The sequence below is a fragment of the Arthrobacter sp. zg-Y1110 genome (genome assembly GCF_025244865.1).
In the GTDB taxonomy this organism is placed as follows: Bacteria; Actinomycetota; Actinomycetes; order Actinomycetales; family Micrococcaceae; genus Arthrobacter_B.
On sequence record NZ_CP104272.1, the window covers coordinates 37,588 to 62,896 of the forward strand.

Below are 25,309 nucleotides of genomic sequence, written 5' to 3' on the forward strand. Positions count from 1 at the left end.
CCTCATGGTCTTGGAAAGTCAGTATGCTTCCCACCTTGCCCCAATTGTGCAACAGTTTAAAGTCCTGATCACCGAATCCTCCCGGTCCGGTTCTCCGGTGCCGCGGAGCAGAGGAGTCATCATGGCATACCCCAGCTACAGTTCCAGCGGCGGACTCTCGGCACGCAGGACCAATGCGCAAAAAGCCGCAATTGCGTTCGGGATTGTTTTCCTGCTTATCGGAGTCCTGGGGTTCATTCCCGGGGCCACCATCAATTACAGCCAGCTTTACTTCTCGGGTTACGCATCCGAAGCCGCACTTCTGGGCATATTCCAGGTCTCGGTTCTCCACAACGTGGTCCACATGCTGCTGGGCTTTGCCGGGCTTGCCCTGGCGCGGAAGCACTCCTCGGCCAAGCTCTATCTGCTGGGAGGAGGCATCCTCTACGCCCTGCTCTTCATTTACGGACTGCTCATCCCGCTGGATTCAGACGCCAACTTCGTTCCCTTCAACACGGCGGACAATTGGCTGCACGCAGTGCTGGCAGTGGTGATGATCCTGCTGGGCATCTTCCTGGGCCGTGAGAGCGAACCGAGCTCGTACCGCAGCAACCCGAACCCCGGTGAAGGGTCAGTCCCCAACTAGCCGGGCTGCCGCGTCCGATGCTGGAATCCGCAGCCCGCCCCGGTTAGCGTTGGAGCCATGGACGAACAGGAAATCCAGCACCGGATCCAGGAACTCGTAGCGCGGGAGCAGTCCCTGCGGGAGGCGGACCCGGGTGCGGAACCACAAAAGCATGCCGCGGAGCTAAAGCGGGTGGAGGAACAGCTGGACCAGTACTGGGACCTCCTCCGCCAGCGGCGGGCCAAGGCCGACGCCGGACAGGACCCGGATGAGGCGCAGGAGCGGCCCGTGGGTGAAGTCGAGGGATACCGCCAGTAGGGATCATCCCGTACGGCCGGCCCCGAGCGGACTAGTGCTGCTGCCGGCTGCCGGCCACCTTCGACGTGCCGGCTTCAGTATCCGGGTCCGCCGGTCCGGTGACCTCATGCAGCAGGGTGGCGGCACCGATGCTGCGCCGGAAGCCGCTGTCACCTCGGAAGGTCTCCCCAAGGGCCCACACCATCAGGCAGCCTTTACTGAGGGTCTTCAGCAGCCCGGCATTCCTGGGCGTCAGTGCCATCATGGACGCCACGCCAAACACGCCCCAGCCGATGAGCGGCCCGTTAGGCACCTTGAAAACGGTCTGCCGGCCGAACCGGTCCGTGAAGAAATTACGAGATGCCATAGCGGTCAGGCGCCTTTCCGGGTTTTGGCTGTGCTCTTGGTGCTCTTCGAGTTCGCGGTTTTGGCGGGAGCCTTCTTGGTGCCGTCCTCCTTGGTGCTTTTACTGTCGGTGCCGCTCTTTTTGTCGCGGTTCTTCTCTACGCTCCGCCGCAGCGCCTCCATGAGGTCCAGGACCTTGCCGCCCTCATCCTCCTCGGATTCTCCGCCGAAGGTCTCCTCCGTGTCGAGCGAGTCTCCCTGTTCGAGCTTGGCATCGATCAGGGTCTTGAGTTGCTCCTGGTAATCGTCGGTGAATTCGGAAGGATCGAAGTCCCCGCTGAAGGAATCCACGAGGGCCGAGGACATCTCCAGCTCCTTGGCGGAAATCCGCACCTTTTCGTCGAGGGAGGGGAAGGTGGCCTCCCGGACCTCGTCCTCCCACAGCAGGGTCTGGAGGGTCAGCACGTCGCCGCGTACGCGCAGGGCACCCAGCCGGCTCTTCTGCCGGAGCGAGAACTGGACGATAGCCGTGCGGTCGGTGTCCTCAAGGGTGCGGCGGAGCAGCACGTAGGACTTTGTCGATTTGGAGTCCGGCTCCAGATAGTACGTCCGGTCAAACAGGATGGGATCCACCTGCTCGCTGGGCACGAATTCCACGACGTCGATTTCCCGGCTTTTCTCCACGGGAAGGGACGCCAGATCCTCGTCGGTAAGGACCACCGTCTGCTCGCCGTCGTCGTACGCCTTTGCGATGTCCTTGTATTCCACCACCTCGCCGCAGATCTCGCAGCGGCGCTGGTAGCGGATGCGTCCGCCGTCTTTGCCATGCACCTGGTGAAGGCTGACGTCGTGGTCCTCGGTGGCGGCATAAACCTTGACCGGCACGTTGACCAGCCCAAACGCAATGGCGCCTTTCCAGATCGCTCTCATGTAGTCCAGTGAACACTAGATTCCGGTTCCGTTGCCAGAGCCGGGTTTGTCTGCGCGTGCCTCCCGCAGATGCTCCCATAGCTGCCGGTATACGCGTGGATCGGAAAAATAGGCGGTATGGGATTCGGGAAAGGGCTTGCCTGAGTCGACTTCGCTGTCGGTCACGTTCACATCCCGGCCGGCAAACACGCGTTCGGCGCAGAAGGAAATCAGGTCGCGCTCGTCCCAGAAGTTCAACCAGGGGACTGCGGGCCCTGAACCGCCGCGGACCGGTCCGAGATAAGCGAGGGCATCGAGGAGGTAGAACCACGGCGCCTGCGAGCCCACGGTCACCAGCAAATCCACCCGGATGCCGTTCGCTTCCGGGGAACTGAGCAGGTCAACAGCGGCCACGGAGCCGAGGCTGTGGCCGAACAACACGACAGGCGCGTCCTGGTCCGTGCTGCGCAGGGTATCCGCAATGCGGGCGCAGGCGGCCGGACCGTGGCGCAGATAGAAGGCGACCTTGCCGAAGAAGCTGCCCGCGGCATCCGTGAGGCGGATCCGGTGCCGGATCCCTGCCTCCGTGACCACCCCCAGGACCAGATCCTGCAGCGTTTCCCCCAGGAACGCGGCGTCAGGGCGTGCCGGCGGGGCGCCGGCACTGGAGGCCTGTTTCAGCGGATCAGCCGCCCCCAGGTCCATGCCGAAAAGGGCCAGGGCCAGGGACGTATCGGTCACTCCAGGCGGATCGTCGGCCACATAGCGCGGGGGCAACGCCGGAACAAAGCTGACTTTATCGGGTGCGGCGGCGGCCCAATCGACCGGCAGCACCCGGTAATCGGACAATCCCGGCACCGCGGCCATCTGCTCCCGGATCCGGTCCGCGAGCTGCGGATTGGGCTGGCCGGTGCCCGGCAGGAAAACCAGCGTTCCGGGTTTCTCCGGTGGTCCGAGGGGTGCGGGATCCATGGCTGCCTCCTTCGTTGCGGCGGCACCTTCACCGGCCGCGCGGGCCAGCCGTTTGGGCCCGATAGGGACACTTTCACATGCCGCAGTCCCGGCCGCCAGTGAAGGGGAGGACGTCAGCGCGCAGCGGCAGCGACGGGACTGAAAACGCGGGTCTGCATAATCACGTCGCCGGGCCCCTGCAGATCAACCACCAGGCCTTCGCCGCTCTTCAGCGAATTGAAGATGCCGGCCGCCTTGCGCGTCCGCATCTGGATGCTCGACTCCCAGCCCACGAGGTGGCCCGTGTCCAGAGTGAAGCCTTCCCCTGCTTTCAGGGATACAACGTCCAATGCTCCGTAGGAGGACACCAGGAGGTTGCCCTTGCCGCTGACCTTCAGCACAACGAGTCCCGAACCGGAAAACATGCCGTTCAGGGAGGCATCCGGGCCGACGTCGAGGTTCCCGTCGTTCGCCAGCCAGGCTCCCTTCGTCAGGCGGAAGCCCGTTGCGTTATCCACCCCGACGGAAACCACGTCTCCGACGGACTCGGAAATGACATCGACCCAGCCGCCCTCGGCGGGGGCGGTGAAAACGGTGGTGTGGAAGCTCTCCCCGCCGATCATTTTCCCCAGGCCCTTCATAAAGCCGCCGTCAGCCTTCGCAGTGAGCGTTACTCCGAAGGAATGCGCCATCATTGCTCCCGGCTGCACTTTCATTGCTTCGTGGGGTTCAAGGAAGCAGCGGGCTACTGCGTATGCCGGGCTGTGACGGATTTCTACTTTCACAATTACCTCTTATAAAAATATGGGATTCGGTGGTCTGCGCTGCGAATATAACTGCCTGAATCCTAAGTGCGGGGTTCCGTGGACCGGCGCGTCCGCAGAATTGCCTGCGGCAAGTCAGCGGCGGCAGCGGGCGGATAATGGGTGCAGTGAGGGAAGGCGAGGCCGTGGAAGCGAATATATCCGGATCCGGGCCCGCGCGTGTGGAACTGTCCGTGGGGCAGGTGGCCGAGCGCAGCGGCGTCAGCGTCTCGGCGCTGCACTTTTACGAACGTCAGGGCCTGCTCTCCAGCCGGCGGACACAGGGTAACCAGCGGCGCTATGACCGGTCGGTGCTGCGGCGGGTGGCCGTGATCCGCGCGGCGCAGCAGGCGGGCATTCCGCTGGCCGTGATCAACAAGGCTTTCGCCGAGCTGCCTCCGGACGGAGTTCCGGACCAGGCGGACTGGCAGCGGCTTTCTGCCGCCTGGCAGCAGGAACTCAATACCCGCATCCGCCACCTCCAGGCTCTTCGTGACCGGCTCGGCGGCTGCATCGGCTGCGGCTGCCTCTCCTTGGCCCAGTGCCGGTTCGTGAACCCCGACGATTCGGGCACCGGCACCGGTGCCCGGGCATTCGACATCTGAGTCTCCGATTTGACCTCAACTATGGTTGAGGTTTTAGCGTTGAGGGATGCCCTCGATGGGTTGGTCTGCGGAAGGACTTCAGATGACGCGGAATACGGCTCTGTGCGAGCGGAATGTAACGGATGCATTCAAGGACGCCTTTCGGGCCCACCCGGCGGGCGTGGCGATCATTACGGCCGACGGCGGCAGCGGCCCCGTGGGCCTGACGGCCTCCTCGGTTTCCTCGGTTTCGGCGGAGCCGCCGATCCTGTCCTTCTCCCTGGCGTCAACCCACGGGACAGCCGGCGTAATAGCCGCGGCAGAGACCGTCGTCGTCCACCTGCTTGGCGCCGAAAATGCCGGACTCGCCGCACTTTTCGCCCGGCAGGGCGCCGACCGGTTCGGCTCCACGCCAACCCGCACGCTGCCCGGCGGCGAACCCCTCCTGGAAGAAGCTCCCGTGGCACTTCGCTGCCGGGTCGACGGCAGGATCCCGGTGGGCAGCTCCATCCTGATTGCGGCCACCGTCCTGGAAATCCTCCCCGGCAGCACGGAGCAGGAGCCGCTGGTCTACCACAACCGGACCTATCACCGCCTGGGCGGGCACTCCGTTCTTGGCCAGGCCGGCCAGGTTGCTTCCGGAAGCGGCCAATAGCGGATAATCGGGTTCAGACCCGTACGGCGACCGTCGTCGGGAACGACCCCCCGGAAGGCACGGCGATGGCAAAGAAAAAACTCAAGGACCTGAGCAGCGGACAGAAAAAGGGCCTCGGAGCCCTGACCGGAATCCAGTTCCTGCTCGCCGGAGCTGCGCTTCGGGATTTGAAGAAGCGCCCGAAGGAGCAGATCCGCGGCAGCCGCGGATGGTGGATGGCTGCGTGCGGCATCAACTTCGCCGGCCCGATCGCCTACTTCCTCTTCGGCCGGCGGTCCGCCTAGGCATGGTGCGTTCCCGCAGCACCGGAACCAAACCGCCGGTCCTGGAGCCGGTCCGCCCGCAGGACCTGAGCGACGGTGCCGGCGTCCCGGTGGGCAGCCACCAGGAAGCGGTGGCCTATACCGGAGAATCCTTCGCCGGGTTCGAGCTGCGCGGGGCGGTGTTCTCCGAATGCAGCCTCACCGGAGTGTCCCTGGACAACGCCGACCTCACCGCTGCCCGGTTTCTGGAATCAACCCTGGAAAACCTGTACGCCCCGGTGTTCCGGGCGGCACGGACCACCTTCCGGGACGTGGAGATTTCCAACCCGCGGCTGGGTTCGGCTGAGCTTTACGGCGGAAGCTGGAACTCTGTCCGGGTTGACGGCGGCAAGATCGACTTCCTCAACCTGCGCGGCTGCACGCTGACCAATGTGCTGTTCTCCAACTGCATCATCGGGGAACTGGACCTGGACGGCGCGCGGCTGAACCGGGTGGCATTCCGCGACTGCCGGATCGACTCCCTGCTGCTGGGAAGCGGCGGCACGGCAGTGGATGCAGACCTGCGGGGATCCGCGTTCCGGAGCATCACCGGACTTGCCGGGCTTAAGGGGTTCACCGTGGACGAAGAACAGCTGGTGCTGCTGGCCCCGTTGCTCGCGGCCCAGCTGGGCCTGCGCGTAGAAGACTAGGGCTGCCCGGCGTACTGGTCCCAGGGAATGTTCCAGTCGCCGTAGCCGTCGTCAACGGGGACCGGACCGGCTTCGGTGTTCAGCACCTGCACCACGTCCCCGGCGTCGAAGGTGTCGTAGAAGTACTTGGCACCCTCGGCGGACATTCCGACGCAGCCGTGCGAAACATTGATCCGGCCCAGGGCACCCACCGCGCCGTCGAGGGCCTGGTGGACAAAGACGCCGCTGTTGGTCAGGCGGCTGGCCCAGGAGGCGTCGAACGGTTCGTAGTAGTCCGGGTCTCCGGGCGACAGCCCGATGCTTTCGGCGCGGAAGGGCAGCTTCTCGTGCTGGCTGACGACAACCTGGTAGCCGCCGGGCGAAGGCCATGTGGGTTCGCCGAGGGTGACGGGGAAGGTCCGGACCAGCTGCCCGTCCAGGAAGACCTGCATGGTCTTGGTGTTGTTATCCACCACGGCCAGGCGGGTGTTGTGCGTGTTGAAGGTGCGGGTTTCGTTGAAGTTGCCGATCATGCCGTTGCCGAAGTCGACGCCGAACAGCTGCATGTCCACGGTGATGGCGCTGTTGGGGGCCCAGAAGGCTTCCGGACGGTAGCGGACCCGGTTGTCCGTGATCCAGAAGAAGGCACCGGTCTGGCCCGAGGTGCTGGTGACCTTGATGGCCTGTTCCACTGCGTCTTTATTGGTGACCGGTTCACTGAAGGTGATGTCGATGGGCTGGCCCACGCCCACACTGGCGGCGTTCTGCGGATACATGAAGGCATTGGCTTCATTCGCGGGAAGCACGGTTTCGAAGCCCTGCTTCCGGGTGGTCTCCTTGCCGGCGGAATCCGTGAGCACCACTTCCATGCCGTACCGGGTGTTGAAGGCCAGCGGCGCATCGGCGGTCCAGACGGCTCCGTCGCCGGACATCACGCCGGGCACGGGCTCTCCGCCTGCTTCGGGCTTCAGGATGACCTTGTTGATGACGGCATTGGTGGCCGTGACGGAGGGAAGTTCAGCGGGGTTGACGCCTACGGCGCCGTCAGCCGGCGTGGTGGTGATGGATACCGGGGCGGCCTGCACAGAGGGCGACGCCGATGCGGATGTACCGGCTGAGGGGGACGAGCCGGTTTCGGAAGGGCCCAGACGGCCGGTGGCGAAGGCTGCGCCGAGACTTCCGCCGATGACGAGCACCGCGGCAACCGCCGCGGCTATTGGCCATTTACGGCTCTTCTTGTCCTGCACAGCCAAGTCCCCTCAAGTACAAGCCGGGAGCCGTCACAAAGACGGAACCGGCATAGTTGCAGCTGGGCCGGCTGGACCGGCGCGTATTGTCCTACCGATGATATTAGCTTCTTTGGATTTCCCGAACGCTGTTACGCAATTGTCGCCTAAACGGTTTCAGGGGCGGCCGGCGTTGTCAGCCGTGCCGCCTGCCGCGTGATGTTCTTCGCCATGGAGGGAAAGATCAGGCCGTGGAAAGGGGCAATGAGCCACCAGTAGAGCTTGCCGCCCAGACCCTTAGGGAAGTAAATGGCCCGCTGCCGGTACAGGCTGCCGCCTTCGCCGTCCGGGTCCACGCGCATCTCCAGCCAGGCCTTGCCGGGCACCCGCATCTCCGCACGCAGCCGCAGCAGGGTGCCGCGCTCCAGCAGCTCCACCCGCCACCAGTCCACCACGTCACCGGTGAACAGTGTGGTGGGGTTCCGCCGGCCGCGGGTAAGGCCCGCCCCGCCGACGGTTTTGTCCAGGACCCCGCGGATGGCCCAGGCCATGGGCAGCGAATACCAGCCGTTCCGGCCGCCCACGCCCTCAATGACCTGCCAGACCGCGGCCGGGTCCACGGCCGCGCGGCGCTGCCGGGAGTCCACGTACACCGTCTGCCCCGCCCAGTCCGGGTCGCTGGGCAGCGGGTCGGAAGCCAGATCGGACGACGCCGAGGCGCTGGCCCAGGTGGTCTCCACCTCGCCGCGCTTCTCCTTGCCCAGCGCCCGCTTCACGGCGTCGTGGTAATCCGTCAGCCCGCCGTCGGGCTGCGGCAGGTATTGATCAATGTCGTGTTCCTTGGCGACGGCGTCGTGCTGCAGGGATTCCACCAGCGGCAGCGCCATCGAACGCGGGATCGGGGTCACCAGGGACACCCAGTGTCCGGCCAGCCGCGGCGCCGGCAGCGGCAGGGCGTAGATGCGGCGCCGGGGCAATCCGGCTTCCTCCGCATATCCGTTCATGATTTCCGCGTAGGTCAGGACTTCCCGTGATCCGATGTCGAACGTGCGGTTCACACCCGCGGGGATGTCCACGGCCCGCACCAGGTAGTGCAGGACGTCCCGAACCGCAATCGGTTCGATGCTTCGCCGGACCCAGCTTGGCGCCGGCATCACGGGCAGGGTTTCCGTCAGGTGCCGGATCATCTCGAAGGAGGCGGAACCGGAACCAATCACGACGCCGGCCTGGTACACAATGGCGGGCACCTCGCCATCGAGCAGGATCCGGCCCACCTCGGTTCGAGATTTCATGTGCGGCGACAACTCGCCTTCCTCCGGGTGAAGCCCGCCGAGATAGACGATCCGCTGCACGCCGGCCTCCGCGGCGGCGTCGGCCACCAAATGGGCGATGTCCGACTCCTGGCCGCCAAACCCCTTCCCGGACGCCATCGAGTGCACGAGGAAGTACAGGGTGTCGATGCCGGCGAAGGCCGCCGCGGCGGATTCCCGGTCCGAAAGATCACCCTGGACGATTTCGACCTCGGACGCCCAGGGCACATCGGAGAGCTTTTCGGGCGAGCGAGCCAGGACCCGCACCCGGTGGCCGTCCTCAAGCAGCAGCGGGACGAGCCGTCCGCCGATGTAGCCGGTGGCCCCCGTGACCAGGATGTGCTGGCTTTCTGTCATTTTTCCAACATACACACGCGCCGCCGCCGATGGTCAGGGCAGCCGGACGCTCTGGGCGAAACCCTCCGAAGACCGGTTCGCTGCGGCGGTTGCCTCCGGATTGATAAGCCCCCTGATGAAATACTGGTATTTGCCCGGTATCCCGGTAAGACTAGGGGGCATGGCGACAGGCGGAGGAAAAAACCAGGAGACCGTCAGTGTGGAGGGGCACCGCCTCCGCCTGACTAACCTGGACAAGGTGCTTTACCCGGAAACGGAGACCACCAAGGCGGATGTGATTGCCTACTACGCTGCCGTGGCCCAGTACATGCTGCCGCACTCGCGCAATCGCGCGGCCACCCGCAAGCGCTGGGTGCACGGTGTCGGGACGCCCGAGCATCCCGGTCAGGTGTTCTTCCAGAAGAACATCGAGGACTCCGCTCCTTCCTGGGTGAAGCGGTTCTCGATCGAGCACAAAACCTCCACCAATACCTACCCGCTGGTGAATGACCTGGCCACGCTGACCTGGCTGGCCCAGTCCGCGGCCCTCGAAATCCATGTGCCGCAGTGGCAGTTCGGACCGCGGGGCAAAATCGGCAATGCGGACCGGATGGTGCTGGACCTGGACCCCGGCGAAGGGGCGGGGTTGGCCGAATGCGCCGAAGTGGCCCGCCTGGCCCGGGCCATCCTCTCGGACATGGGCCTGGATGCCCGGCCCGTGACCAGCGGCTCCAAGGGCATCCACCTCTACGCGGCGCTGGACGGCAGCCAGAGCTCCGACGATATCAATGCGGTGGCCCGCGAGCTGGCCCGAGCCCTGGAGGCCGACCATCCGGACCTGGTGGTCAGCGACATGAAGAAGACCCGGCGCGTGGGCAAGGTGTTGGTGGACTGGAGCCAGAACAACGGCAACAAGACCACCATTTGCCCCTACTCGCTGCGGGGACGGTTCACTCCCACGGTGGCCGCCCCGCGGACCTGGAAAGAACTCGAGGATCCGGATCTGGCCCAGCTGGATTATCTGCAGGTGATGGACCGCGTCCACAACGGGTCCGATCCGCTGGCTGGAATGGAGAGCGGCGCCTTCGAGGAGGAGTCACTGGAGCAGGCCACGGAGGAATCCGGCGGGGCATCAGATGGGGTCCGGTCCGCGGGCGGCGGCGTGGACCGGCTGACCAAGTACCGGAGCATGCGGGACGCCGCGAAGACGCCGGAACCTGTCCCGGAGGAACCATCCACTCCCTCGGAGGGCAACAGCTTCGTCATCCAGGAGCACCACGCCCGCCGGCTGCACTGGGACTTCCGCCTCGAGCACGACGGCGTGCTGGTGTCCTGGGCGCTGCCCAAGGGGCCGCCGGCCACGTCCGGAAAGAACAACCTGGCCGTGCAGACCGAGGATCATCCGCTGGATTACGGCAAGTTTGAGGGACATATTCCCAAAGGGGAATATGGCGGCGGTGACGTCACCATCTGGGATCACGGCACGTATGAACGGGAAAAATGGCGGGACGGCAAGGAAGTCATCGCGGTGCTGCACGGCCAGCCCGACGGCGGCCTGGCTCGGGAAGGGGCAGCCGACCGGCGCTACGCGCTGATCCGCACCGGCTCGGGCGGTGACAAGGCGAACAACAACTGGCTGATCCACCTTATGAAGAGCCAGCCGAAGCCGGGCGAAAAGGGGAAGCCGGAAGCTCCGGCCGACGGGTCCGCCGACGCTCCCGCCGACGCTCCCGCGGATGCTCCCGCGGCTCCCGCGGCTCCCGCGGATGCGCCGGAATCGCCCACGCGGTCCGTGGCCGCTGCCGCCCGGACACGGCCGGCCACGGCCGCCGCCCCGGCAAAGACGTCATCCGTCGACGTCGGGAAGGTGGCCCGCGACGCGGCAGACGCCTCGGTGCCCGCCGTCGAGCCGATGATGGCAACGCTCGGCAGCCGGGCCGAGATCAACGACGACGACGAGTGGGCCTTCGAGATGAAATGGGACGGGGTACGCGCCGTCGTCACGGTGACGCCGGAAGGCACCCGGCTGATCTCCCGCAACGGCAATGACATGACCGCCGCTTATCCGGAACTGCAGGACCTCAGTGCGCACCTCAACGGGGAGCGTGCCGTGCTGGACGCCGAAATCGTCGCGCTGAACAAGGCCGGCCGCCCGGACTTCGGCCTGCTGCAGCCCCGCATGCACCTGACCAAGCCGCGGGAAATCGCCGCTGCCGCCGGACGGACGCCGGTGCACCTGATGGTCTTTGACCTGCTCTGGCTGGACGGGAACTCGCTGGCGGACCTCACCTACGAACAGCGCCGGGAGATCCTCGAGCAGGCCGTCGAGCCCGTCCCCGACGGGCACCTCCAGGTTCCGCCCGCGCTGGACATGTCCATGGACGAGGCGGTGGCAGCCAGCAAGGAACTGGGGCTGGAAGGCGTGATGGCCAAACGCCGCAGCAGCACCTATTCCCCCGGCCGGCGTTCCAAGAACTGGGTGAAGCTGAAGAACCAGCTGACCCAGGAGGTAGTGGTGGTGGGCTGGCGGCCGGGGCAGGGAAACCGGCAGAACAAGGTCGGTTCCCTCCTGGTTGCAGTTCCGGACGGGGTGGACCTGAAATACATCGGACGGGTGGGGTCCGGCCTGAGCGAGAAGGACCTCGCGACCATCGGTCCGCGCCTGAAGAAAATGTCCCGCAAGACGGCGCCGCTGGACGATGTGCCCTCTGCCGATGCCTCCGATGCCCAATGGGTGCGGCCGGCGCTGGTGGGTGAAGTGACCTTCTCCGAACGCACCGGCACCGGAAAACTGCGCCATCCCGTCTGGCGCGGCCTGCGCCCGGACAAGAAACCGTCCGACGTCGTGGTGGAGACCGCCTAGGCGCACCATGCCGATACTGACCGGAAAGGACCCTAAGATGACCGAGACCAGTGCTGCCTCCGCGGCCCGCATTCCCGGCACCGAACCCCATCCCGACAGCGCCCTGGACGCTGTGGACGCCTGGTGGCGGGCCGCGAACTACCTCTCTGCCGGCCAGATTTACCTGCGCGACAACCCGCTGCTGCGCCGACCGCTGGAAAAAACGGACGTCAAGGCGCGGCTGCTGGGGCACTGGGGGACCACACCCGGACTGAACTTCATCTACGCCCACCTGAACCGCCTGATCCGCGAGCAGGAACGCAACGTCCTGTTCATTACCGGACCCGGGCACGGGGGCCCTGCCAATGTCGCGAATGCCTGGCTGGAGGGCACCTACTCGGAGATCTACAGCCACGTGGGCCGGGATGAGGAAGGGCTGCGCACCCTGTTCCGGCAGTTCTCCTACCCCGGCGGAATCCCCAGCCATGCGGCGCCGGAAACTCCCGGATCCATCCACGAGGGCGGTGAACTGGGCTATTCCTTGGCCCATGCCTACGGGGCGGTCTTCGACAACCCGGACCTGGTGGCTGCCACGGTGATCGGCGACGGCGAGGCCGAAACCGGTCCGCTGGCCGCCAGCTGGCATTCCAACAGCTTCCTCGATCCGGCCGTCGACGGAGCGGTGCTGCCCATCCTGCACCTGAACGGCTACAAGATCGCCAACCCCACCATCCTGTCCCGGATGCCCGAGGAACAGCTGCTGAAACTGCTTGAGGGCTACGGCTACCGCCCATATGTGGTGACCGTGGAGGATCCGGCCGCCGTCCGGCAGGCCCACGAGGACTTCGCTGCCGTGCTGGAGACCTGCCTCGCGGAAATCACCGCGATCCAGGAGCCGTACCGCACCGGCGAAAAAACCGCGGTGACCCCGGACGTCCCCGGCGCCGACACCATGGAGCAGCACGCTCCGCGCTGGCCGATGATCGTCTTCCGCTCGCCCAAGGGTTGGACCGGGCCGGCCGTCGTCGACGGACTCCAGGTCGAGGGCACCTGGCGTGCGCATCAGGTGCCGCTGTCCGAAATCCACGACAACCCGGAGCATCTGGCCCAGCTGCAGGAATGGCTGCAGTCCTACCGGCCAGAGGAACTGTTTGACGCTGACGGCCGGCTTGTCGCAGGGATTGCCGCCCTGGCTCCGGAAGGGGACCTGCGGATGAGCGCGACGCCGTACGCCAACGGCGGGCGCCTGCTGCAGGACCTGCACCTGCCGGAGTACGCCGACCATGCGGTGAAGATCGATCATCCGGGCTCCGAACGGGTCAGCCCGATGTTTAACCTGGGCGGATACCTGCGCGAAGTGATCCGGAAGAACCCGTCCAACTTCCGGATCTTCGGGCCGGATGAAACAGCGTCCAACCGGCTGCAGGCCGTCTACGACGTCACGGACAAGGCCTGGCAGCAGCGGATTGAGGACCTCGACGAACACCTGGCCCGCAGCGGACGCGTGGCCGAGGTACTCAGCGAGCACCTGTGCGAGGGCTGGCTGGAGGGGTACCTGCTGACCGGCCGGCACGGCGTCTTCAACTGCTACGAGGCATTCGTGCACATTGTGGATTCCATGTTCAACCAGCACGCCAAGTGGCTGAAGGTCAGCCGCGGGCTGAGCTGGCGCCAGCCGGTCGCGTCGCTCAACTACCTGCTCTCCAGCCACGTCTGGCAGCAGGACCACAACGGGTTCTCGCACCAGGATCCGGGCTTCATTGACCATGTGGTGAACAAGAAGGCAGACGTCATCCGGGTCTACCTGCCGCCGGACGCCAACACCCTGCTGGCCGTGGCCGGGAACATCCTGGACAGCAGGGACCGGGTAAACGTGGTGGTCTCCGGCAAGCAGCCGGCGCCGGTCTGGCTGGATCCGGAGCAGGCGCTGCTGCATGTGGAGCGCGGCGTCGGGATCTGGGACTTTGCCGGCAGCGAGGCCTCCGGTCCGGGCACCCGGACCGATCCCGACGTCGTGATGGCCTGCGCGGGCGACGTGCCCACGCTGGAAACCGTGGCCGCGGCGGCGCTGCTGAAGGAACACCTGCCGGATCTGAGGATCCGGGTGGTCAACGTGGTGGACCTGATGGTGCTGCAGGACCCGCGCGAACATCCGAACGGGCTTCCGGACCGGGATTTCGACACCCTGTTCACGCAGGATAAGCCGGTGATTTTCGCCTATCACGGCTATCCCTGGCTCATCCACCGGCTGACCTACCGGCGCACCAACCACGACAACCTGCACGTGCGCGGCTACAAGGAGGAAGGCACCACCACCACGCCGTTCGACATGGCCATGCTGAACCAGATTGACCGGTTCCAATTGGCCATCGACGTGCTGGACCGGGTAGCGTCGCTGGGATCGACGCAGGCGTCCTTCCGGCAGCATTTGCAGGACGAACGGGCACGTGCCCGGCAGTACACCCGCGACGAAGGGCAGGATCCGCCGTACATCACCGGCTGGAACCTGCAGGAAGCAGAGCAGGACACGCCCGGCTAGTTTCACCGCCGGACGCGGTACGCGCAGGCTTCGGCGCCGCCCGTCAGGGCCGGCCGCCGTGGAAAAAGTACGATCCATCCATCGAAGGAGAGTTCATTGACCACTGATCAGACGAGTGTTGTAGTTTCCCGGGTCATCGATGCCTCGGCAGCAGACATTTTTAACCTGTTGTCCAACCCCGAGCGCCACCACGAGCTGGACGGCTCCGGCATGGTGGTTTCGGACGAGAAGACCGACCGCATTACGGCTTCCGGCCAGGTCTTCAAAATGAACATGCACAACGAAAAAATGGGCGACTACCAGACGGAAAACCACGTCACCGGGTACGACCACAACAAGCTGCTGGCCTGGCAGACCGCTCCGGCCGGCACCGAGCCCATGGGCTGGCAGTGGGTCTGGGAACTTCAGGCCGACGGCGCCGACTCCACCGAGGTCACCCTGACCTACGACTGGTCCCACGTCACCGACAAGGAAACCCTGAAGAAGGTCTCCTTCCCGATGGTGTCCAAGGACGACCTCGAGGATTCGCTGAACAAGCTCGCCGCAGCGGTTTCCGGCGCTTAAGGGCTTTTTCTAACGTACGACGGCGGCCGGTGCCTTCCTTCGGGGAGGCGCCGGCCGCCGTCGTTGTAGGGTGGCGCAATGCGTGAAGGAACACTGATCCGTGAAGCCACTCCGCTGGATGTCCCTGCCTTGGCGCGCCTGCGGGCGGTGTGGGCGGCCGAGGGAGGCGGGGACCGTCCAGTTGATGCCGGCTTCGTCAAGGAGTTCAGCACCTGGTTGGCAGCCAACCCCCGCACGTTCTTCGTCGCCGAAGCGGATGGCGGCGATGCCCTGATCGGCATGGTGAACCTGTCGATCTTCGAGCGCATGCCGAAACCGGGCAAGCCGGCCTCCGTCTGGGTTTATCTGGCCAATGCCTACGTGCTGCCCGCGCACCGCAACGCGGGGGTGGGCAGCGCCCTGGTGTCCGCGGCGGTCGACTATTCACGGGGCATCGGGGCGGCGCGGATTGTCACCTCACCGTCGCAGGCGTCGAAGAACTTCTACGCCCGGCACGGTTTCGAGGCGGCCGAGGAGCTGGCCGTCTACCGGTTCTGACCCGTTTTAGACGCAACGGCGGCGGCCGGCACCTTCCATAGGGAAGGCACCGGCCGCCGTCGGGGTAGGCCCTGAGGCCGACGAACCAGTGGGGATTAGACCGCGGACCAGCCGCCGTCGGAGGGCAGGATGGCGCCGTTGATGTTCACGCCGTCATCGCTGAGCAGGAACGTGATGGAGGCCGCGAGGTCCTCCGCCGAGGCCAGGCCCGGAATGTTCACGCGTGCCGGGGACAGGCGCGCCTCGCCGTACTCGCTGGTCTTGCCGCCCATCGGAATGCCGGTGGCTACGCCGCCCGGAGCAACGGCGTTAACGCGTATTCCTTCACGGGCATACATAAACGCGGTGCTGCGGGTGATGCCTACGACGGCGTGCTTGGAGGCGGTGTAGGCCACACCGGAGGCGGAGCCGCGCAGGCCGGCCTCGGAGGTGATGTTCACAATCGAACCCTTGCCAGCTTCGAGCATGGTCGGCAGCACCGCGCGGGTCAGGCGCATCAGGCCCTCCACGTTGACGGCGAAGACCTTCTGCCACATGGCATCGGAGACCTCGTGCAGCGGGGAGAAGTCGTCATTGATGCCGGCCACGTTGGCCAGGCCGTCGATCTTGGTACGGGCAGCGGCCATGATGCGGTCGACGGCGGCGGCGTCGGTCAGATCGCCTGCAACCGGAACAATGGCCTCGCCCAGTTCTTCGGCGAGTTCCTTGATCTTCACCTCGGCGATGTCGACGGCAATCACGCGGCCGCCTTCGCGGGCAATGCGGGCGGCGGTGGCGCGGCCGATGCCGGAACCGGCGCCGGTGACAATCACGGTGCGGCCTTCGAAGCGTCCTTCAACGGTCGGCAGGACGGTTTCGGCGATCTCGGGCATCACGCCGCCGTTGGCCTGCTTCACGAGTTCATCCACGGCAGCCTGCGGGAACTTGCCCTGGCTGAGGTCAACCAGCTGCTGCAGCTTCATGGTCAGGGCGGGGCCGAGGGTCTTCTCGTCGCTTCCGGCCTGCGCGAGCATGCCGCGGATGGCGGGGCCGCCGGCGGGGTGGTCGAGCCACTGCTGGACGGTGTTCTGGGCGGTGATAGGCGAATTGGCCACGAACCGGTCCTTTCAATCGGGGAGCGGCCGTAATCTGCGGCCGCCGGTATCGGCAGCTCACCACGATGGTTACACGTGTAAGTTGCCTGTATCGTCAGACTACCGGAGAAATCTCCAATGGATAAGGGCTGACGCCGTCGGGTTTGGGCGGGTCGCAAGGGCTAAGCGAAAGAGGGGCGGAATGAACCGCAGGGTTACGTCCACCGACGTCGCGCAGGCGGCGGGCGTCTCCCGTGCCACCGTCAGTTACGTGCTCAACGGCCGTGCCGGGCAGAGTATCTCCCCCGCGACGCAGGACCGGGTGCTGGCCGCAGCCCGCTCACTCGGGTACACGCCGTCGACGGCTGCCCGCACCTTGCGCCGCGGCCGCAGCGACCTGGTCCTGATGCTGCTGCCGCCCGAGCCCTTGGGCCGCGCCCTGGCCATCATGATCGACGCCGCCTCCGAGGAAGTGGAACGGCAGGGACTGCGCCTGGTGGCGCACCGGCTGCCGGCGCAGGGGGGAGCGCCGTCCCTGGTGCAGTCGCTGGCTCCGGCAGCGCTGATCCTCATCACTCCGCTCGCGGAGCCGGAACTGGCAGCCCTGGCGGCCAGCGGCATCAAGGTGGCGTCCCTGCACCAGGCGTTGGAAGACCCGCTGGCGCCGGACCTCGGCATTGGGGCATGCCAGGTACAGCACCTGGCCGCGGCGGGACACCGGCGGATCGGTGTGGCAGTTCCACCGGAGTCCGGTTACGCCTGGCGGGTGGATGTCCGGCTGGCAGCCATTGCGGACGCCTGCAACCGGCTCGGGCTCCCGCAGCCCGACGTCGCCCGGCTGGGCCTGGACGCAGAGGAGGCGGCCGGCGTCGTCGACCGCTGGAGATCAGGACCGCAGCCGGTGACCGCGGCCTGCGCGTTCGACGACGAGCATGCCTTCGCACTGCTGGCCGGGCTGGCCGCGCACGGCCTGACTGCGCCGGACGACATGGCGGTGATCGGTGCGGAGGACATTCCGCTGGCGTCGCTGGCGGTTCCGCCGCTGACCACCGTACGGATGGACGCCCGGGAGTTGGGGGAACGCTTCGCGCGGATGGCAGTGGCCCCGCTGGACGCACCGCTGGATGTGCCGGAATCCGGTGCGGAAGCTACCGTGCAGCCGGCCGAGCCGGGCCTGCCTCCGGTTCGGCTGGTGCGGCGCGTTTCGGCCTGACCGGGCGGACGCGGTTCCCCGCACGCAGCCGGTCAGCCGTGCGGCCAGTCAGCGACCGCCTGCTTAATGGCCTGCCGCTTGGCTGCCGATACCCGTTCCACCAGGTCGATGACCGGTTCCAGGGTGGCCCGGGAGGTGCGGGGCAGCCGCCAGGTGCCCACCGCCACGCCGTCGTCGAGCACGGCCGGGCGGAAGACCCCGTTGCCGCCCGGGACAATTGCCGCCAGCATCGCCGGGCTGGCAACCAGGGAACGGTCCGCGTAACCGAGGATCCACTCATCGAAGGCCGGCACCAGTGACACTCCCGAAGGTTCCGGAATCTCCGGCTCACCGATGATCCACGCCGGCAGGCCCTCCATTTCCACCTGGACCAGATCCGCCACGCCGGCCGCCGCCTTGCGCACCATGGTTTTGGGCAGTTTGGTCCACCAGGCCAGATCGTTCTCCGTGACCGGCCCCCGGGCGAGCACGAAGCCGCGGACCACCGCGGCCAGGCCGGCTTCGTCGGCCGCGCCGGGGTCGACGGCCCGCGGTGCCGTGAGGGTGAGGAGCTGCTCGGTACCGGTCTCGAAGAACTGTCCCCAGTGCGCCAGGCCCTCCACGCAGAGGTGCATCAGCAGGTGGTATCCGCGGCCGTCGGAGGTGTTGATCCCGGCAGCTTCCCAGAGTTCCAGCGCTTCGGAGCGCCGCAGGGGCCGATCGCCCAGGGCTTCGCGCAGGGTGTCCCGGCCCCGCGCGAGGACCGTCTCCTCAAGCCCCAGCTCGGCCCGGCGGCGGGCAGCCATGCTGCGGATCCGTTCCGCGGTGAAGGTCAGCAGTGTCGCCAGCTGCTCCGGAGTGGTTGCGAACAGGGTGCCGCGCATCGGCCAGCCGCGCACCAGCTCACCGCGGTCAAATGCGTTCCGGACGTCCTGGACGGTGGTTCCGGGGCGGGAACGGACGGCAATGGCCCGCAGCACCGCGGGCAGGTCCTGGCCCTGGAGCGCGACGGCACGCCGCACGACGTCGGCCGGGGACAGGTCCGAACCGCCCAGCAGCTGCGAGGAACGCCGGATCCGCCGTGCATCCTGCCCTGAAAGAGAAATGACCACGAGGCAAAGCTATGCGGCACGGCGGTGCCCGGCAAGGTTCCGGCGATCGGCTACTGCCCCTGCTCCGCCTCCCGCGCCCGGTAAAGCTGCATCAACCGGTAACGGCGGCCCAGGGACTCCCGGCGGGGTTTGACCGGTGCATCCTCCGGTTCGGCTGTGAGGTCGATGTGTTCCTTGCCGAAACGCCAGAGCAGCAGGTCATCGAGCAGCCGGTCCGGTCCGGGGGAGTAGCGGTGGTCCAGGGCCGCGCGGACCTTGGTGATGGCCTCGGCCTGCAGCAGCCCGGCCAGGTCCATGGTGGTCTTCATACCGTGCGCAGCCAGCATTTCCGCTGCCCAGCCCCAGTCATCACCGGACTTGCGGTTGACGTGCGGGAGCAGCGTCATCCAGATGTCCCGGATCCGGTTCGGAGTCAGCGGCGCACTGCCCTGGCCCTCCTCGTCCCAGAAGCCCGTGACGGTTTCGTACCGTTCGTGCAGCTCGGCGAAGGCGGTTTCCACCGTCTCCAGCATGGCTGCGGTTGCCGTGAACTGCCGGTCGAAATACGGGCTCCAGGCCCGCGGATCACCGGCCTTGAACCGGATGTCGTGTTCGATCTCGGACCAGGCATGGGCCAGCACGGTACGGATCTGCACTTCGAACAGGTAGCTGCCGTTGGGCCGCTGGTCCGGTTCCAGCAGCTTGTGGAACTGCCGCACGGTCTCGTTCTGGATGGTCCGCAGGATCAGGTGCCGGCTGGAGTAACCGTACGTACCGGATTCGATGGAGCCAATGTCCTTCTCACGGTCGCCGCGGCAGTCGAACTCCGCCCGCTGCCGCTTGATCAGGTTGGCCGCTTCATCCACCTCGTGCGGCAGCGTCATGATGATGCGCAGGCCTACCAGGTCGGTGAGGTTGCGCAGCGGATCCGGGAACAACAGAGTGGGAAGTTCGCCGGGGTGCTCCGGGGGCAGCATCCGGGAAGCCTTGTCCCGGAACGACTCCACGCTCTTGGTGCGCGAGGCAACGAACAGCGGCTTTACCGGGCTGTCGGCAAAGACAGCGCGAAGATTCGCTTCCATCTCCGCGGTGACCGCTTCCAATCCGGGCCGGACCCGGGCGTACTCATCGGTACTGGCCTGGACTATGGGCCGCAGCCGCTCATCCAGTGTGTCCCACGCGCTCAAAGCTGTTCCCTTTCCCCTGCCTGCCCCCCAGCCTATGGCACGGCGTTTCTCCGACTCCGGCGATAGGCTCCCTATCAGATTAAGCCCCGCGAGCAGAAGGATCGTTATGCCAGCGACTGCACTGCGTATCTCCTACGGTCCGGACGCGGACCAGTACGCCGAACTTACCCTTCCGGAATGCGGTGCGGCGGCGCCGGCCGTGGTGGTCATCATCCACGGCGGCTACTGGCGCGCAGCCTACGATGCGGAACTGGGCAGGCCGCTGGCTGCGGACCTGGCCGCGCGCGGGTTTGCCGCCTGGAACCTGGAATACCGGCGGGCCGGCAAGGGCGGCGGCTGGCCGGAAACGTTCGAGGACATCTGCGCCGGAATCGACGCACTGGCGCCGGCTGCCCGGGAGCACGACGTGGATCTCTCCCGCGTCGTCTTCCTGGGCCACTCCGCCGGCGGCCACCTGGCCGTGCTCGCCGCAGCCCGGACCGACCCGCGCGTCCTCCCGTCCGGCGTCGTCAGCTCCTCGGGCGTCCTCAACCTGGCCGAGGCCCATGAGCTGGGCCTGAGCAACGGGGCGGTGCGGAACTTCCTCGGCTGCACACCGGAAGAGGATCCCCGGCGTTTCCGGGATGCGGACCCCATGTGCGCGCTGCCGCTGCAGGTTCCCGTGTGGGCACTGCACGGCGAGGAAGACAGCACCGTGCCGCTCAGTTCCTCCAGCAGCTGGGTGGACGCTGCCCGGGCAAGCGGCACGGCGGCGCAGCTGCGCCTCATTCCCGGCGACCACTTTGCGATGATCACCCCCGGCACGCCGGCGTGGGACGCCGTCGTCGAGGCGGTCCGCGAGGCCGCCGGAATACCTGTTGTTTAAGGAAACCCAAAGGCTGCTCTGTTAGGTTGGCAGTGTGCTTACAGTTATTGGGGAAGCCCTTGTTGATGAAGTAGTCAGCGATACGGCGCCGCGGCGTTCACACCCCGGCGGCAGCCCGCTGAACGTAGCTGTGGGCGTGGCGCGGCTGGGCCGTCCTGTCCAGTTCGTGGGCCGCTTCGGCTCGGATACCTACGGTGCGATGATCGCCGAGCACCTCCGCGCAAACTCCGTGCTGACCGCCTTCGAAGCCGATGACCGGCCGACCAGCGTGGCCACGGCCGTGCTGGATCCGGCGGGCGGCGCCCGGTACACCTTTGACCTGGAGTGGCAGCTGCCGAGCCTTGCGGAGGATCTTCCGGCCCTGCTGGACGGAACCACCATGCTGCACACCGGTTCCATCGCGTCCATGCTCTCGCCGGGTGCGAGCCACGTGCTGCGCGCCGTGGAACAGGCACGGCCCGGCTGCACCGTGACCTACGATCCGAACTGCCGGCCGACCATCATCACCGACGTCTCCTACGCCCGTGAACAGGCCGAGAAATTCGTGGCACTGGCCGACGTCGTCAAGGCCTCCGACGAAGACCTGCAGTGGCTCTACCCGGACGAATCAGTGGAGGAATCCGCCCGGCGCTGGCTCGCTGCGGGACCGTCGCTGGTAGTGGTCACCCGGGGGTCGAAGGGGCCGTGGGCCGTGGCCGCGGCGGGGCACTGCGAAGTAGTCGCACCCACCGTCAGCGTGGTGGACACCGTGGGCGCCGGGGATTCGTTTATGTCCGCCCTCCTGGTGGGGCTGATGGACCGGGAGTTCGACGGCGGTGCCCGCCGCAGCGACCTGGCCCGGATCGGCGTCGGCGAACTGCAGGAGCTGCTTTCCTTCGCCGCGCGCGCAGCAGCCGTCACCGTTTCCCGCGCCGGAGCCAACCCTCCCTACCGGCGCGAAGTTCCCTGATCCAGCCGCACGCCGCGGCACCAATGCCAACTACCTGAAAGGAAATCAGTGGAAAGCCGAGACCCGTATGAGGCACTGCCGCAGGTGCCTGAGTTCACCGTCGAGAGTGAAGAATTTGCGAACGGAGGCACGTTCGCACCGGCCCAGTACAGCGGCAAGATGGGCGTAGCCGACGGCGGCGATGCCTCGCCGCAGCTGACCTGGTCCGGCTTCCCCGAGCAGACCCGCAGCTTTGCCGTGACGATGTACGACCCCGATGCACCCACCGCCAGCGGCTATTGGCACTGGGCGGCCTTCAACATCCCGGCGTCGGTCACGGGTCTCGCCGCAGATGCGGCCAATACGGGGCAGATGCCCGCCGGCACCGTGCAGTTGGCCAATGACGCCGGATTTGCGGGCTTTGTGGGCGCGGCCCCGCCCGCAGGACACGGACGGCACCGCTACTTCGTGGTGGTCCACGCCGTGGATACGGAGGAACTGGACGTTCCGCCGGACGCCACCCCGGCCGCCCTCGGCTTTGCGCTCTTCACCCACACCCTGGCGCGGGCCACGATGATCGGCACCGCTGAAATCCGGGAGGACTAGGGCCCCGCAGGCGGACCCGTTGGGGAGGCCTCGCACCGTTCCGGTCCCCGCCGCAGCCGGAAGTAAGCTTGATGGCATGCAGGAACAGCGGGGGCCGGTACGGCTGATAGCAAGTGACATGGACGGCACCATCGTGGGTGCGGACAACAGCATCAGCGACCGGACCGTGAACGCTTTCCGCGCCTGCATGGCTGCGGGCATCGACGTCGTCTTCGTGACCGGGCGCCCGCCCCGCTGGCTGGACCCCCTGCGCGAGCGGATCGGGCACGCAGGGACCGTGATCTGCTCCAACGGGGCCATCACTTATGACCTGGCCGCCGAGCGGGTCCTCGCCACCCGGCTCCTCCCGCTGAAACAGATGTTCGCCGCCGCGGAGGTCATCAGGGACCTCTTCCCACGGGTACGCTTCGCGGCGGAGACGGTGGAGGGCCTCCATCTGGAGGACGGCTTCGTGGACACCGGCTCCGTGGAACTGCTCGGCGGCATAGTTCCCGGCCCGCTGCACGAATCCCTTGCAGGCTCACCGGGCGTGGCAAAATTCCTCGCCCGGGGTGCCGACATCTCCCCGGACGAGTTCCTGCGCCGGGTGGCGCCGGCGGTGTCCGACCTGGTGGAGACCACCCATTCGGCCCCGCGGATGCCGCTGCTGGAAATGTCCCTGCCGGGCCTGAACAAAGCCGTCACGCTGGCCGGCTACGCCAAGGGGAAGGGTATTGACCCGGCGGAAACCATAGCTTTCGGCGACATGCCCAACGACATTTCCATGCTGGATTGGGCCGGCCGGGGCTACGCGATGGCAAGTGGCCACCCGGCTGCCCGCGCGGCGGCGGATTTCACGGCACCGGGCTTCACGGACGACGGCGTGGCGGTGGTTCTTGAGCGGCTGCTCGATGTTCGGGAAGCCTCCGCAGAAGCTGGTGCGCGGTAATTACCACCGCTAGCCAGGCCGCTCCGAGTGTCCAGGCCACCAGCACATCCGTCAGCCAGTGGTGGCCCAGGTAGACCCGGCTCAGGCCCACGGCAAACGTAAAGACCGCTGCCGCGAGCACTGCGGAGACCTTCGCCCAGCGGTTATGCACGTGCAGGATCACCAGGTAGGCCAGGATCCCCGCGATGACGATCGAGTTCAGGGTGTGTCCGCTCGGAAACGAGGCGGAGGATTCGTACGGCGGAACGGCATCCGCCAGGTCGGGCCGGGTCCGTCCGATCAAAGCCTTCCCCGTGACCGTCATGAGCAGTGAACCGGCGGCTGCAGCGGCGGTGAGGATCAGCGGTGTCCAGGAACGCCAGCGCAGGCCCATAACGAGCACCACGAGCCCGGCGATGACGGGCATGCCGATGGTCCCGGCAAGGTTGGTGAAACCGGTGACCGCGGCATCCAGTGCGGGAGTGCGCAGTCCCAATGCCGTTTCCAGCGCCGGCCGGTCCAGGCCGGCGATGCCGTCCGCGTCGGTGACCGAGTCATAGACCTCTGCGGACACCAGGGTCAGGGCCAACGCCGGCAGGAGGCCGACGGCAAGGATCACCAGCAGGGTCACATGCGGCGAGGTTGCGCGGCTGATTGCATGCAGCAGCCGCCTGAGCGAATTTACGGCCGGAGAGGGGTGAGGCGCGGGCACGGGGCTCATGGATCAAGTATGCCAAGCCGCCTACAGAGCCAGTCCAGGTTGTTCTCCAGCCCGGCCCGCCAGACCTGCCAGGAGTGTCCGCCCGGAAGCTCCTGGAACTGCACGTCCGCGCCGGCCGCCCGGGCTGCTTCATACACCTGCCTGCCTTCCGGGGCGTACACCTTGTCCTCGCGGCCGACGACGACGATCCCTGCAAGTTCCGGAAATGACATCCGGCGAAACCGGTCCACGGCATTCTGTTCTGCGAAGGCGGCCTGGTCGCCGTCGAAATACGTGTCCAGCAGGGCCTGCTGCCCATCGGCGTCGGTGGGCTGGTTTTCGCCGGCGATGTCCAGGAATGTCGGATAGGCATCGGGGTGGTTCGCCGCCAACTGCACTGCACAGGTGCCGCCGAACGAATACCCCGCGACGGCCCATTGCCGTGCTCCGGCCGTTCCGGCCCCGAGATGCTGCTGTACCCAGGCGGGAAGGTCCCGGGCCAGGTACGTTGCCGAGTCACTGACCGTCGTATCCAGGCACAGCGGCCAGTCGGGGTTGGAGTCATTGCTGGCGTCGGGCATTACGACTATCGGAGCCAGTCCGGCATGGCGGGCCGCGAAGCCGTCCATCAGCTCGGCTATACGGCCGCTGACCAGCCAGTCATTCGGGGAGCCCGGTTGGCCGTGGATCAGGACCAGCACCGGCAGGCTGACCGCACCTGGATCGGCCAGATAGGCAGGCGGGAGGTAGATCAGTGCGGGGTGGGACGCGTATCCCGAGGCTGCCGCGGGGATCTCTGCCCGGTAGATCCTGCCTTCGCCGGGCAGGTCCGACGGCGGCGACCAGTCCCGCTCGGAGGCTGCGGGACGGCTGGCCCCGGTTTCCGCGGGACGGGGCAGCGGGTCATGCGTGGCCGAGGGCGGGTCCAAGAGGGAACGAAGTGTGGGGTATTGGGCGTAGGCAAGGTTCACCGTGCAGGCCAACGCCAGCAGTATTGCGAACGCCGCCGCAACGCCTGCGATCCGGCGGGACCACCGGGTGCCTGGAACTGCCAGAAGTCCGGCCGCCAGTTGAATCCCCAGGACTGCCAGGGCGGTGTAGAGGTAGAGCGTCCGCGGAAGAGAAGCATTCCACCAATGGAATATAAGTTCTGCCAGCACGTAAACCAGTGCCGTGCAGGCGGCCGCAACCAAGAGATAAACCAGGATCCTGGGCAGGCCCAGCCGCCTCCCGGCAATCCCGAGCCAAAGAAGCGCCGCCGCGCCCAGGGCCAGGGCGAGGGCGGGAAGGATCCCGTCAATCAGGGACAGCTCCATCATGGCCGGGG

Annotated in this window: 26 protein-coding genes; 15 read left to right on the forward strand and 11 right to left on the reverse strand. The window is 66.7% G+C overall.

Features of this window, described 5'->3' with window-relative positions; all coding sequences use genetic code 11:
- The first annotated feature begins 121 nt into the window (after nucleotides 1-121).
- Entirely contained in the window at nucleotides 122-625 is a 504-nt protein-coding gene (locus N2K99_RS00195; protein ID WP_227920470.1) for a DUF4383 domain-containing protein, read from the forward strand.
- 57 nt (nucleotides 626-682) lie between these two features.
- Nucleotides 683-922 (forward strand): DUF2630 family protein, encoded by a 240-nt coding sequence (locus N2K99_RS00200; protein WP_227920473.1) that lies wholly within the window; start codon nucleotides 683-685, stop codon nucleotides 920-922.
- Nucleotides 923-953: 31 nt separating this feature from the next.
- Here the strand turns inward: N2K99_RS00200 and N2K99_RS00205 are convergent, their stop codons facing one another.
- The 4 genes from N2K99_RS00205 to N2K99_RS00220 form a co-directional block, all read right to left on the reverse strand.
- Nucleotides 954-1,268, reverse strand: coding sequence for a hypothetical protein (locus tag N2K99_RS00205; protein ID WP_227920476.1), 315 nt, complete (start codon nucleotides 1,266-1,268; stop codon nucleotides 954-956).
- A 5-nt stretch (nucleotides 1,269-1,273) separates the two neighbouring features.
- Nucleotides 1,274-2,176, reverse strand: a complete 903-nt coding sequence (locus N2K99_RS00210) for a Ku protein (protein WP_227920480.1) — start codon at nucleotides 2,174-2,176, stop codon at nucleotides 1,274-1,276.
- A 15-nt stretch (nucleotides 2,177-2,191) separates the two neighbouring features.
- Entirely contained in the window at nucleotides 2,192-3,127 is a 936-nt protein-coding gene (locus N2K99_RS00215) for a thioesterase domain-containing protein (protein WP_227932652.1), read from the reverse strand.
- Between the two features lie 113 nt (nucleotides 3,128-3,240).
- Nucleotides 3,241-3,891 carry a TIGR00266 family protein gene (locus N2K99_RS00220; protein ID WP_227920486.1) on the reverse strand — a complete coding sequence of 217 codons (651 nt, stop codon included), beginning with the start codon at nucleotides 3,889-3,891 and terminating at the stop codon, nucleotides 3,241-3,243.
- 164 nt (nucleotides 3,892-4,055) lie between these two features.
- Here N2K99_RS00220 and soxR point away from each other — a divergent pair, with 164 nt between their 5' ends.
- The 4 genes from soxR to N2K99_RS00240 all read left to right on the forward strand — a co-directional run bounded on the left by soxR (nucleotide 4,056) and on the right by N2K99_RS00240 (nucleotide 6,100).
- Nucleotides 4,056-4,514, forward strand: a complete 459-nt coding sequence (gene soxR / locus N2K99_RS00225) for a redox-sensitive transcriptional activator SoxR (protein ID WP_227920491.1) — start codon at nucleotides 4,056-4,058, stop codon at nucleotides 4,512-4,514.
- Between the two features lie 82 nt (nucleotides 4,515-4,596).
- On the forward strand, nucleotides 4,597-5,148 hold the full coding sequence (locus N2K99_RS00230) for a flavin reductase family protein (RefSeq protein ID WP_227920493.1): 552 nt from the start codon (nucleotides 4,597-4,599) through the stop codon (nucleotides 5,146-5,148).
- A 65-nt stretch (nucleotides 5,149-5,213) separates the two neighbouring features.
- Nucleotides 5,214-5,432, forward strand: coding sequence for a PLDc N-terminal domain-containing protein (locus N2K99_RS00235; RefSeq protein WP_227920497.1), 219 nt, complete (start codon nucleotides 5,214-5,216; stop codon nucleotides 5,430-5,432).
- 2 nt (nucleotides 5,433-5,434) lie between these two features.
- Nucleotides 5,435-6,100, forward strand: a complete 666-nt coding sequence (locus N2K99_RS00240; RefSeq protein ID WP_227920499.1) for a pentapeptide repeat-containing protein — start codon at nucleotides 5,435-5,437, stop codon at nucleotides 6,098-6,100.
- Here N2K99_RS00240 and N2K99_RS00245 read toward each other — a convergent pair.
- The gene (locus N2K99_RS00245; RefSeq protein WP_227932939.1) at nucleotides 6,097-7,326 is read right to left on the reverse strand and encodes an Ig-like domain-containing protein; all 1,230 of its coding nucleotides are present in this window, start codon (nucleotides 7,324-7,326) and stop codon (nucleotides 6,097-6,099) included. The two genes, N2K99_RS00240 and N2K99_RS00245, sit on opposite strands and share 4 nt — an antisense overlap.
- A gap of 146 nt (nucleotides 7,327-7,472) precedes the next feature.
- The gene (locus N2K99_RS00250; RefSeq protein WP_227932651.1) at nucleotides 7,473-8,972 is read right to left on the reverse strand and encodes an SDR family oxidoreductase; all 1,500 of its coding nucleotides are present in this window, start codon (nucleotides 8,970-8,972) and stop codon (nucleotides 7,473-7,475) included.
- A gap of 160 nt (nucleotides 8,973-9,132) precedes the next feature.
- On the opposite strand from N2K99_RS00250, the gene N2K99_RS00255 reads away from it, so the two are divergent.
- From N2K99_RS00255 to N2K99_RS00270, 4 genes are all read left to right on the forward strand, one after another.
- The gene (locus N2K99_RS00255) at nucleotides 9,133-11,814 is read left to right on the forward strand and encodes an ATP-dependent DNA ligase (protein WP_227932650.1); all 2,682 of its coding nucleotides are present in this window, start codon (nucleotides 9,133-9,135) and stop codon (nucleotides 11,812-11,814) included.
- A gap of 37 nt (nucleotides 11,815-11,851) precedes the next feature.
- On the forward strand, nucleotides 11,852-14,332 hold the full coding sequence (locus N2K99_RS00260; protein WP_227932649.1) for a phosphoketolase: 2,481 nt from the start codon (nucleotides 11,852-11,854) through the stop codon (nucleotides 14,330-14,332).
- Nucleotides 14,333-14,428: 96 nt separating this feature from the next.
- Nucleotides 14,429-14,896 carry an SRPBCC family protein gene (locus N2K99_RS00265; protein WP_227920511.1) on the forward strand — a complete coding sequence of 156 codons (468 nt, stop codon included), beginning with the start codon at nucleotides 14,429-14,431 and terminating at the stop codon, nucleotides 14,894-14,896.
- Nucleotides 14,897-14,974: 78 nt separating this feature from the next.
- Complete coding sequence (locus N2K99_RS00270) at nucleotides 14,975-15,433, forward strand: GNAT family N-acetyltransferase (RefSeq protein WP_227932648.1); 459 nt, start codon at nucleotides 14,975-14,977, stop codon at nucleotides 15,431-15,433.
- Nucleotides 15,434-15,528: 95 nt separating this feature from the next.
- Here the strand turns inward: N2K99_RS00270 and N2K99_RS00275 are convergent, their stop codons facing one another.
- Entirely contained in the window at nucleotides 15,529-16,527 is a 999-nt protein-coding gene (locus tag N2K99_RS00275) for an SDR family NAD(P)-dependent oxidoreductase (protein ID WP_227932647.1), read from the reverse strand.
- Between the two features lie 181 nt (nucleotides 16,528-16,708).
- Here N2K99_RS00275 and N2K99_RS00280 point away from each other — a divergent pair, with 181 nt between their 5' ends.
- Nucleotides 16,709-17,719 (forward strand): LacI family DNA-binding transcriptional regulator, encoded by a 1,011-nt coding sequence (locus N2K99_RS00280; RefSeq protein WP_227932646.1) that lies wholly within the window; start codon nucleotides 16,709-16,711, stop codon nucleotides 17,717-17,719.
- A 32-nt stretch (nucleotides 17,720-17,751) separates the two neighbouring features.
- On the opposite strand, the gene N2K99_RS00285 is transcribed toward N2K99_RS00280, so the two are convergent.
- Together N2K99_RS00285 and N2K99_RS00290 are read right to left on the reverse strand one after the other, a co-directional pair.
- Nucleotides 17,752-18,810: a winged helix DNA-binding domain-containing protein gene (locus N2K99_RS00285; protein WP_227932645.1), complete on the reverse strand. Its 1,059-nt coding sequence runs from the start codon at nucleotides 18,808-18,810 to the stop codon at nucleotides 17,752-17,754.
- A 50-nt stretch (nucleotides 18,811-18,860) separates the two neighbouring features.
- Entirely contained in the window at nucleotides 18,861-19,976 is a 1,116-nt protein-coding gene (locus N2K99_RS00290; protein WP_227920528.1) for a GTP pyrophosphokinase family protein, read from the reverse strand.
- 106 nt (nucleotides 19,977-20,082) lie between these two features.
- On the opposite strand from N2K99_RS00290, the gene N2K99_RS00295 reads away from it, so the two are divergent.
- The 4 genes from N2K99_RS00295 (at nucleotide 20,083) to N2K99_RS00310 (ending at nucleotide 23,303) form a co-directional block, all read left to right on the forward strand.
- Nucleotides 20,083-20,841 carry a S9 family peptidase gene (locus N2K99_RS00295; protein WP_227932644.1) on the forward strand — a complete coding sequence of 253 codons (759 nt, stop codon included), beginning with the start codon at nucleotides 20,083-20,085 and terminating at the stop codon, nucleotides 20,839-20,841.
- A 34-nt stretch (nucleotides 20,842-20,875) separates the two neighbouring features.
- Nucleotides 20,876-21,790 (forward strand): carbohydrate kinase, encoded by a 915-nt coding sequence (locus N2K99_RS00300; protein ID WP_227932643.1) that lies wholly within the window; start codon nucleotides 20,876-20,878, stop codon nucleotides 21,788-21,790.
- 48 nt (nucleotides 21,791-21,838) lie between these two features.
- The gene (locus tag N2K99_RS00305) at nucleotides 21,839-22,375 is read left to right on the forward strand and encodes a YbhB/YbcL family Raf kinase inhibitor-like protein (RefSeq protein ID WP_227920535.1); all 537 of its coding nucleotides are present in this window, start codon (nucleotides 21,839-21,841) and stop codon (nucleotides 22,373-22,375) included.
- Nucleotides 22,376-22,451: 76 nt separating this feature from the next.
- Nucleotides 22,452-23,303 carry an HAD family hydrolase gene (locus N2K99_RS00310; protein ID WP_227932642.1) on the forward strand — a complete coding sequence of 284 codons (852 nt, stop codon included), beginning with the start codon at nucleotides 22,452-22,454 and terminating at the stop codon, nucleotides 23,301-23,303.
- Here N2K99_RS00310 and N2K99_RS00315 read toward each other — a convergent pair.
- Together N2K99_RS00315 and N2K99_RS00320 are read right to left on the reverse strand one after the other, a co-directional pair.
- The gene (locus N2K99_RS00315; protein ID WP_227920540.1) at nucleotides 23,224-24,003 is read right to left on the reverse strand and encodes a phosphatase PAP2 family protein; all 780 of its coding nucleotides are present in this window, start codon (nucleotides 24,001-24,003) and stop codon (nucleotides 23,224-23,226) included. The genes N2K99_RS00310 and N2K99_RS00315 overlap by 80 nt on opposite strands.
- Complete coding sequence (locus N2K99_RS00320) at nucleotides 24,000-25,301, reverse strand: alpha/beta hydrolase family protein (protein WP_227932641.1); 1,302 nt, start codon at nucleotides 25,299-25,301, stop codon at nucleotides 24,000-24,002. Before N2K99_RS00320 ends, N2K99_RS00315 begins: the two co-directional genes overlap by 4 nt.
- Between the last annotated feature and the right edge of the window lie 8 nt (nucleotides 25,302-25,309).

Excerpts from the sequence above, each read along its gene's own strand:
- N2K99_RS00250 (WP_227932651.1), bottom strand. The coding sequence starts at position 8,972 with ATGACAGAAAGCCAGCACATCCTGGTCACGGGGGCCACCGGCTACATC.
- N2K99_RS00320 (WP_227932641.1), bottom strand. The coding sequence starts at position 25,301 with ATGATGGAGCTGTCCCTGATTGACGGGATCCTTCCCGCCCTCGCCCTG.
- N2K99_RS00210 (WP_227920480.1), bottom strand. The coding sequence starts at position 2,176 with ATGAGAGCGATCTGGAAAGGCGCCATTGCGTTTGGGCTGGTCAACGTG.
- N2K99_RS00255 (WP_227932650.1), top strand. The coding sequence starts at position 9,133 with ATGGCGACAGGCGGAGGAAAAAACCAGGAGACCGTCAGTGTGGAGGGG.
- N2K99_RS00310 (WP_227932642.1), top strand. The coding sequence starts at position 22,452 with ATGCAGGAACAGCGGGGGCCGGTACGGCTGATAGCAAGTGACATGGAC.
- N2K99_RS00270 (WP_227932648.1), top strand. The coding sequence starts at position 14,975 with ATGCGTGAAGGAACACTGATCCGTGAAGCCACTCCGCTGGATGTCCCT.
- N2K99_RS00235 (WP_227920497.1), top strand. The coding sequence starts at position 5,214 with ATGGCAAAGAAAAAACTCAAGGACCTGAGCAGCGGACAGAAAAAGGGC.
- N2K99_RS00200 (WP_227920473.1), top strand. The coding sequence starts at position 683 with ATGGACGAACAGGAAATCCAGCACCGGATCCAGGAACTCGTAGCGCGG.
- N2K99_RS00195 (WP_227920470.1), top strand. The coding sequence starts at position 122 with ATGGCATACCCCAGCTACAGTTCCAGCGGCGGACTCTCGGCACGCAGG.
- N2K99_RS00280 (WP_227932646.1), top strand. The coding sequence starts at position 16,709 with ATGAACCGCAGGGTTACGTCCACCGACGTCGCGCAGGCGGCGGGCGTC.
- N2K99_RS00230 (WP_227920493.1), top strand. The coding sequence starts at position 4,597 with ATGACGCGGAATACGGCTCTGTGCGAGCGGAATGTAACGGATGCATTC.
- N2K99_RS00205 (WP_227920476.1), bottom strand. The coding sequence starts at position 1,268 with ATGGCATCTCGTAATTTCTTCACGGACCGGTTCGGCCGGCAGACCGTT.
- N2K99_RS00260 (WP_227932649.1), top strand. The coding sequence starts at position 11,852 with ATGACCGAGACCAGTGCTGCCTCCGCGGCCCGCATTCCCGGCACCGAA.
- N2K99_RS00295 (WP_227932644.1), top strand. The coding sequence starts at position 20,083 with ATGCCAGCGACTGCACTGCGTATCTCCTACGGTCCGGACGCGGACCAG.
- N2K99_RS00315 (WP_227920540.1), bottom strand. The coding sequence starts at position 24,003 with ATGAGCCCCGTGCCCGCGCCTCACCCCTCTCCGGCCGTAAATTCGCTC.
- N2K99_RS00215 (WP_227932652.1), bottom strand. The coding sequence starts at position 3,127 with ATGGATCCCGCACCCCTCGGACCACCGGAGAAACCCGGAACGCTGGTT.
- N2K99_RS00240 (WP_227920499.1), top strand. The coding sequence starts at position 5,435 with ATGGTGCGTTCCCGCAGCACCGGAACCAAACCGCCGGTCCTGGAGCCG.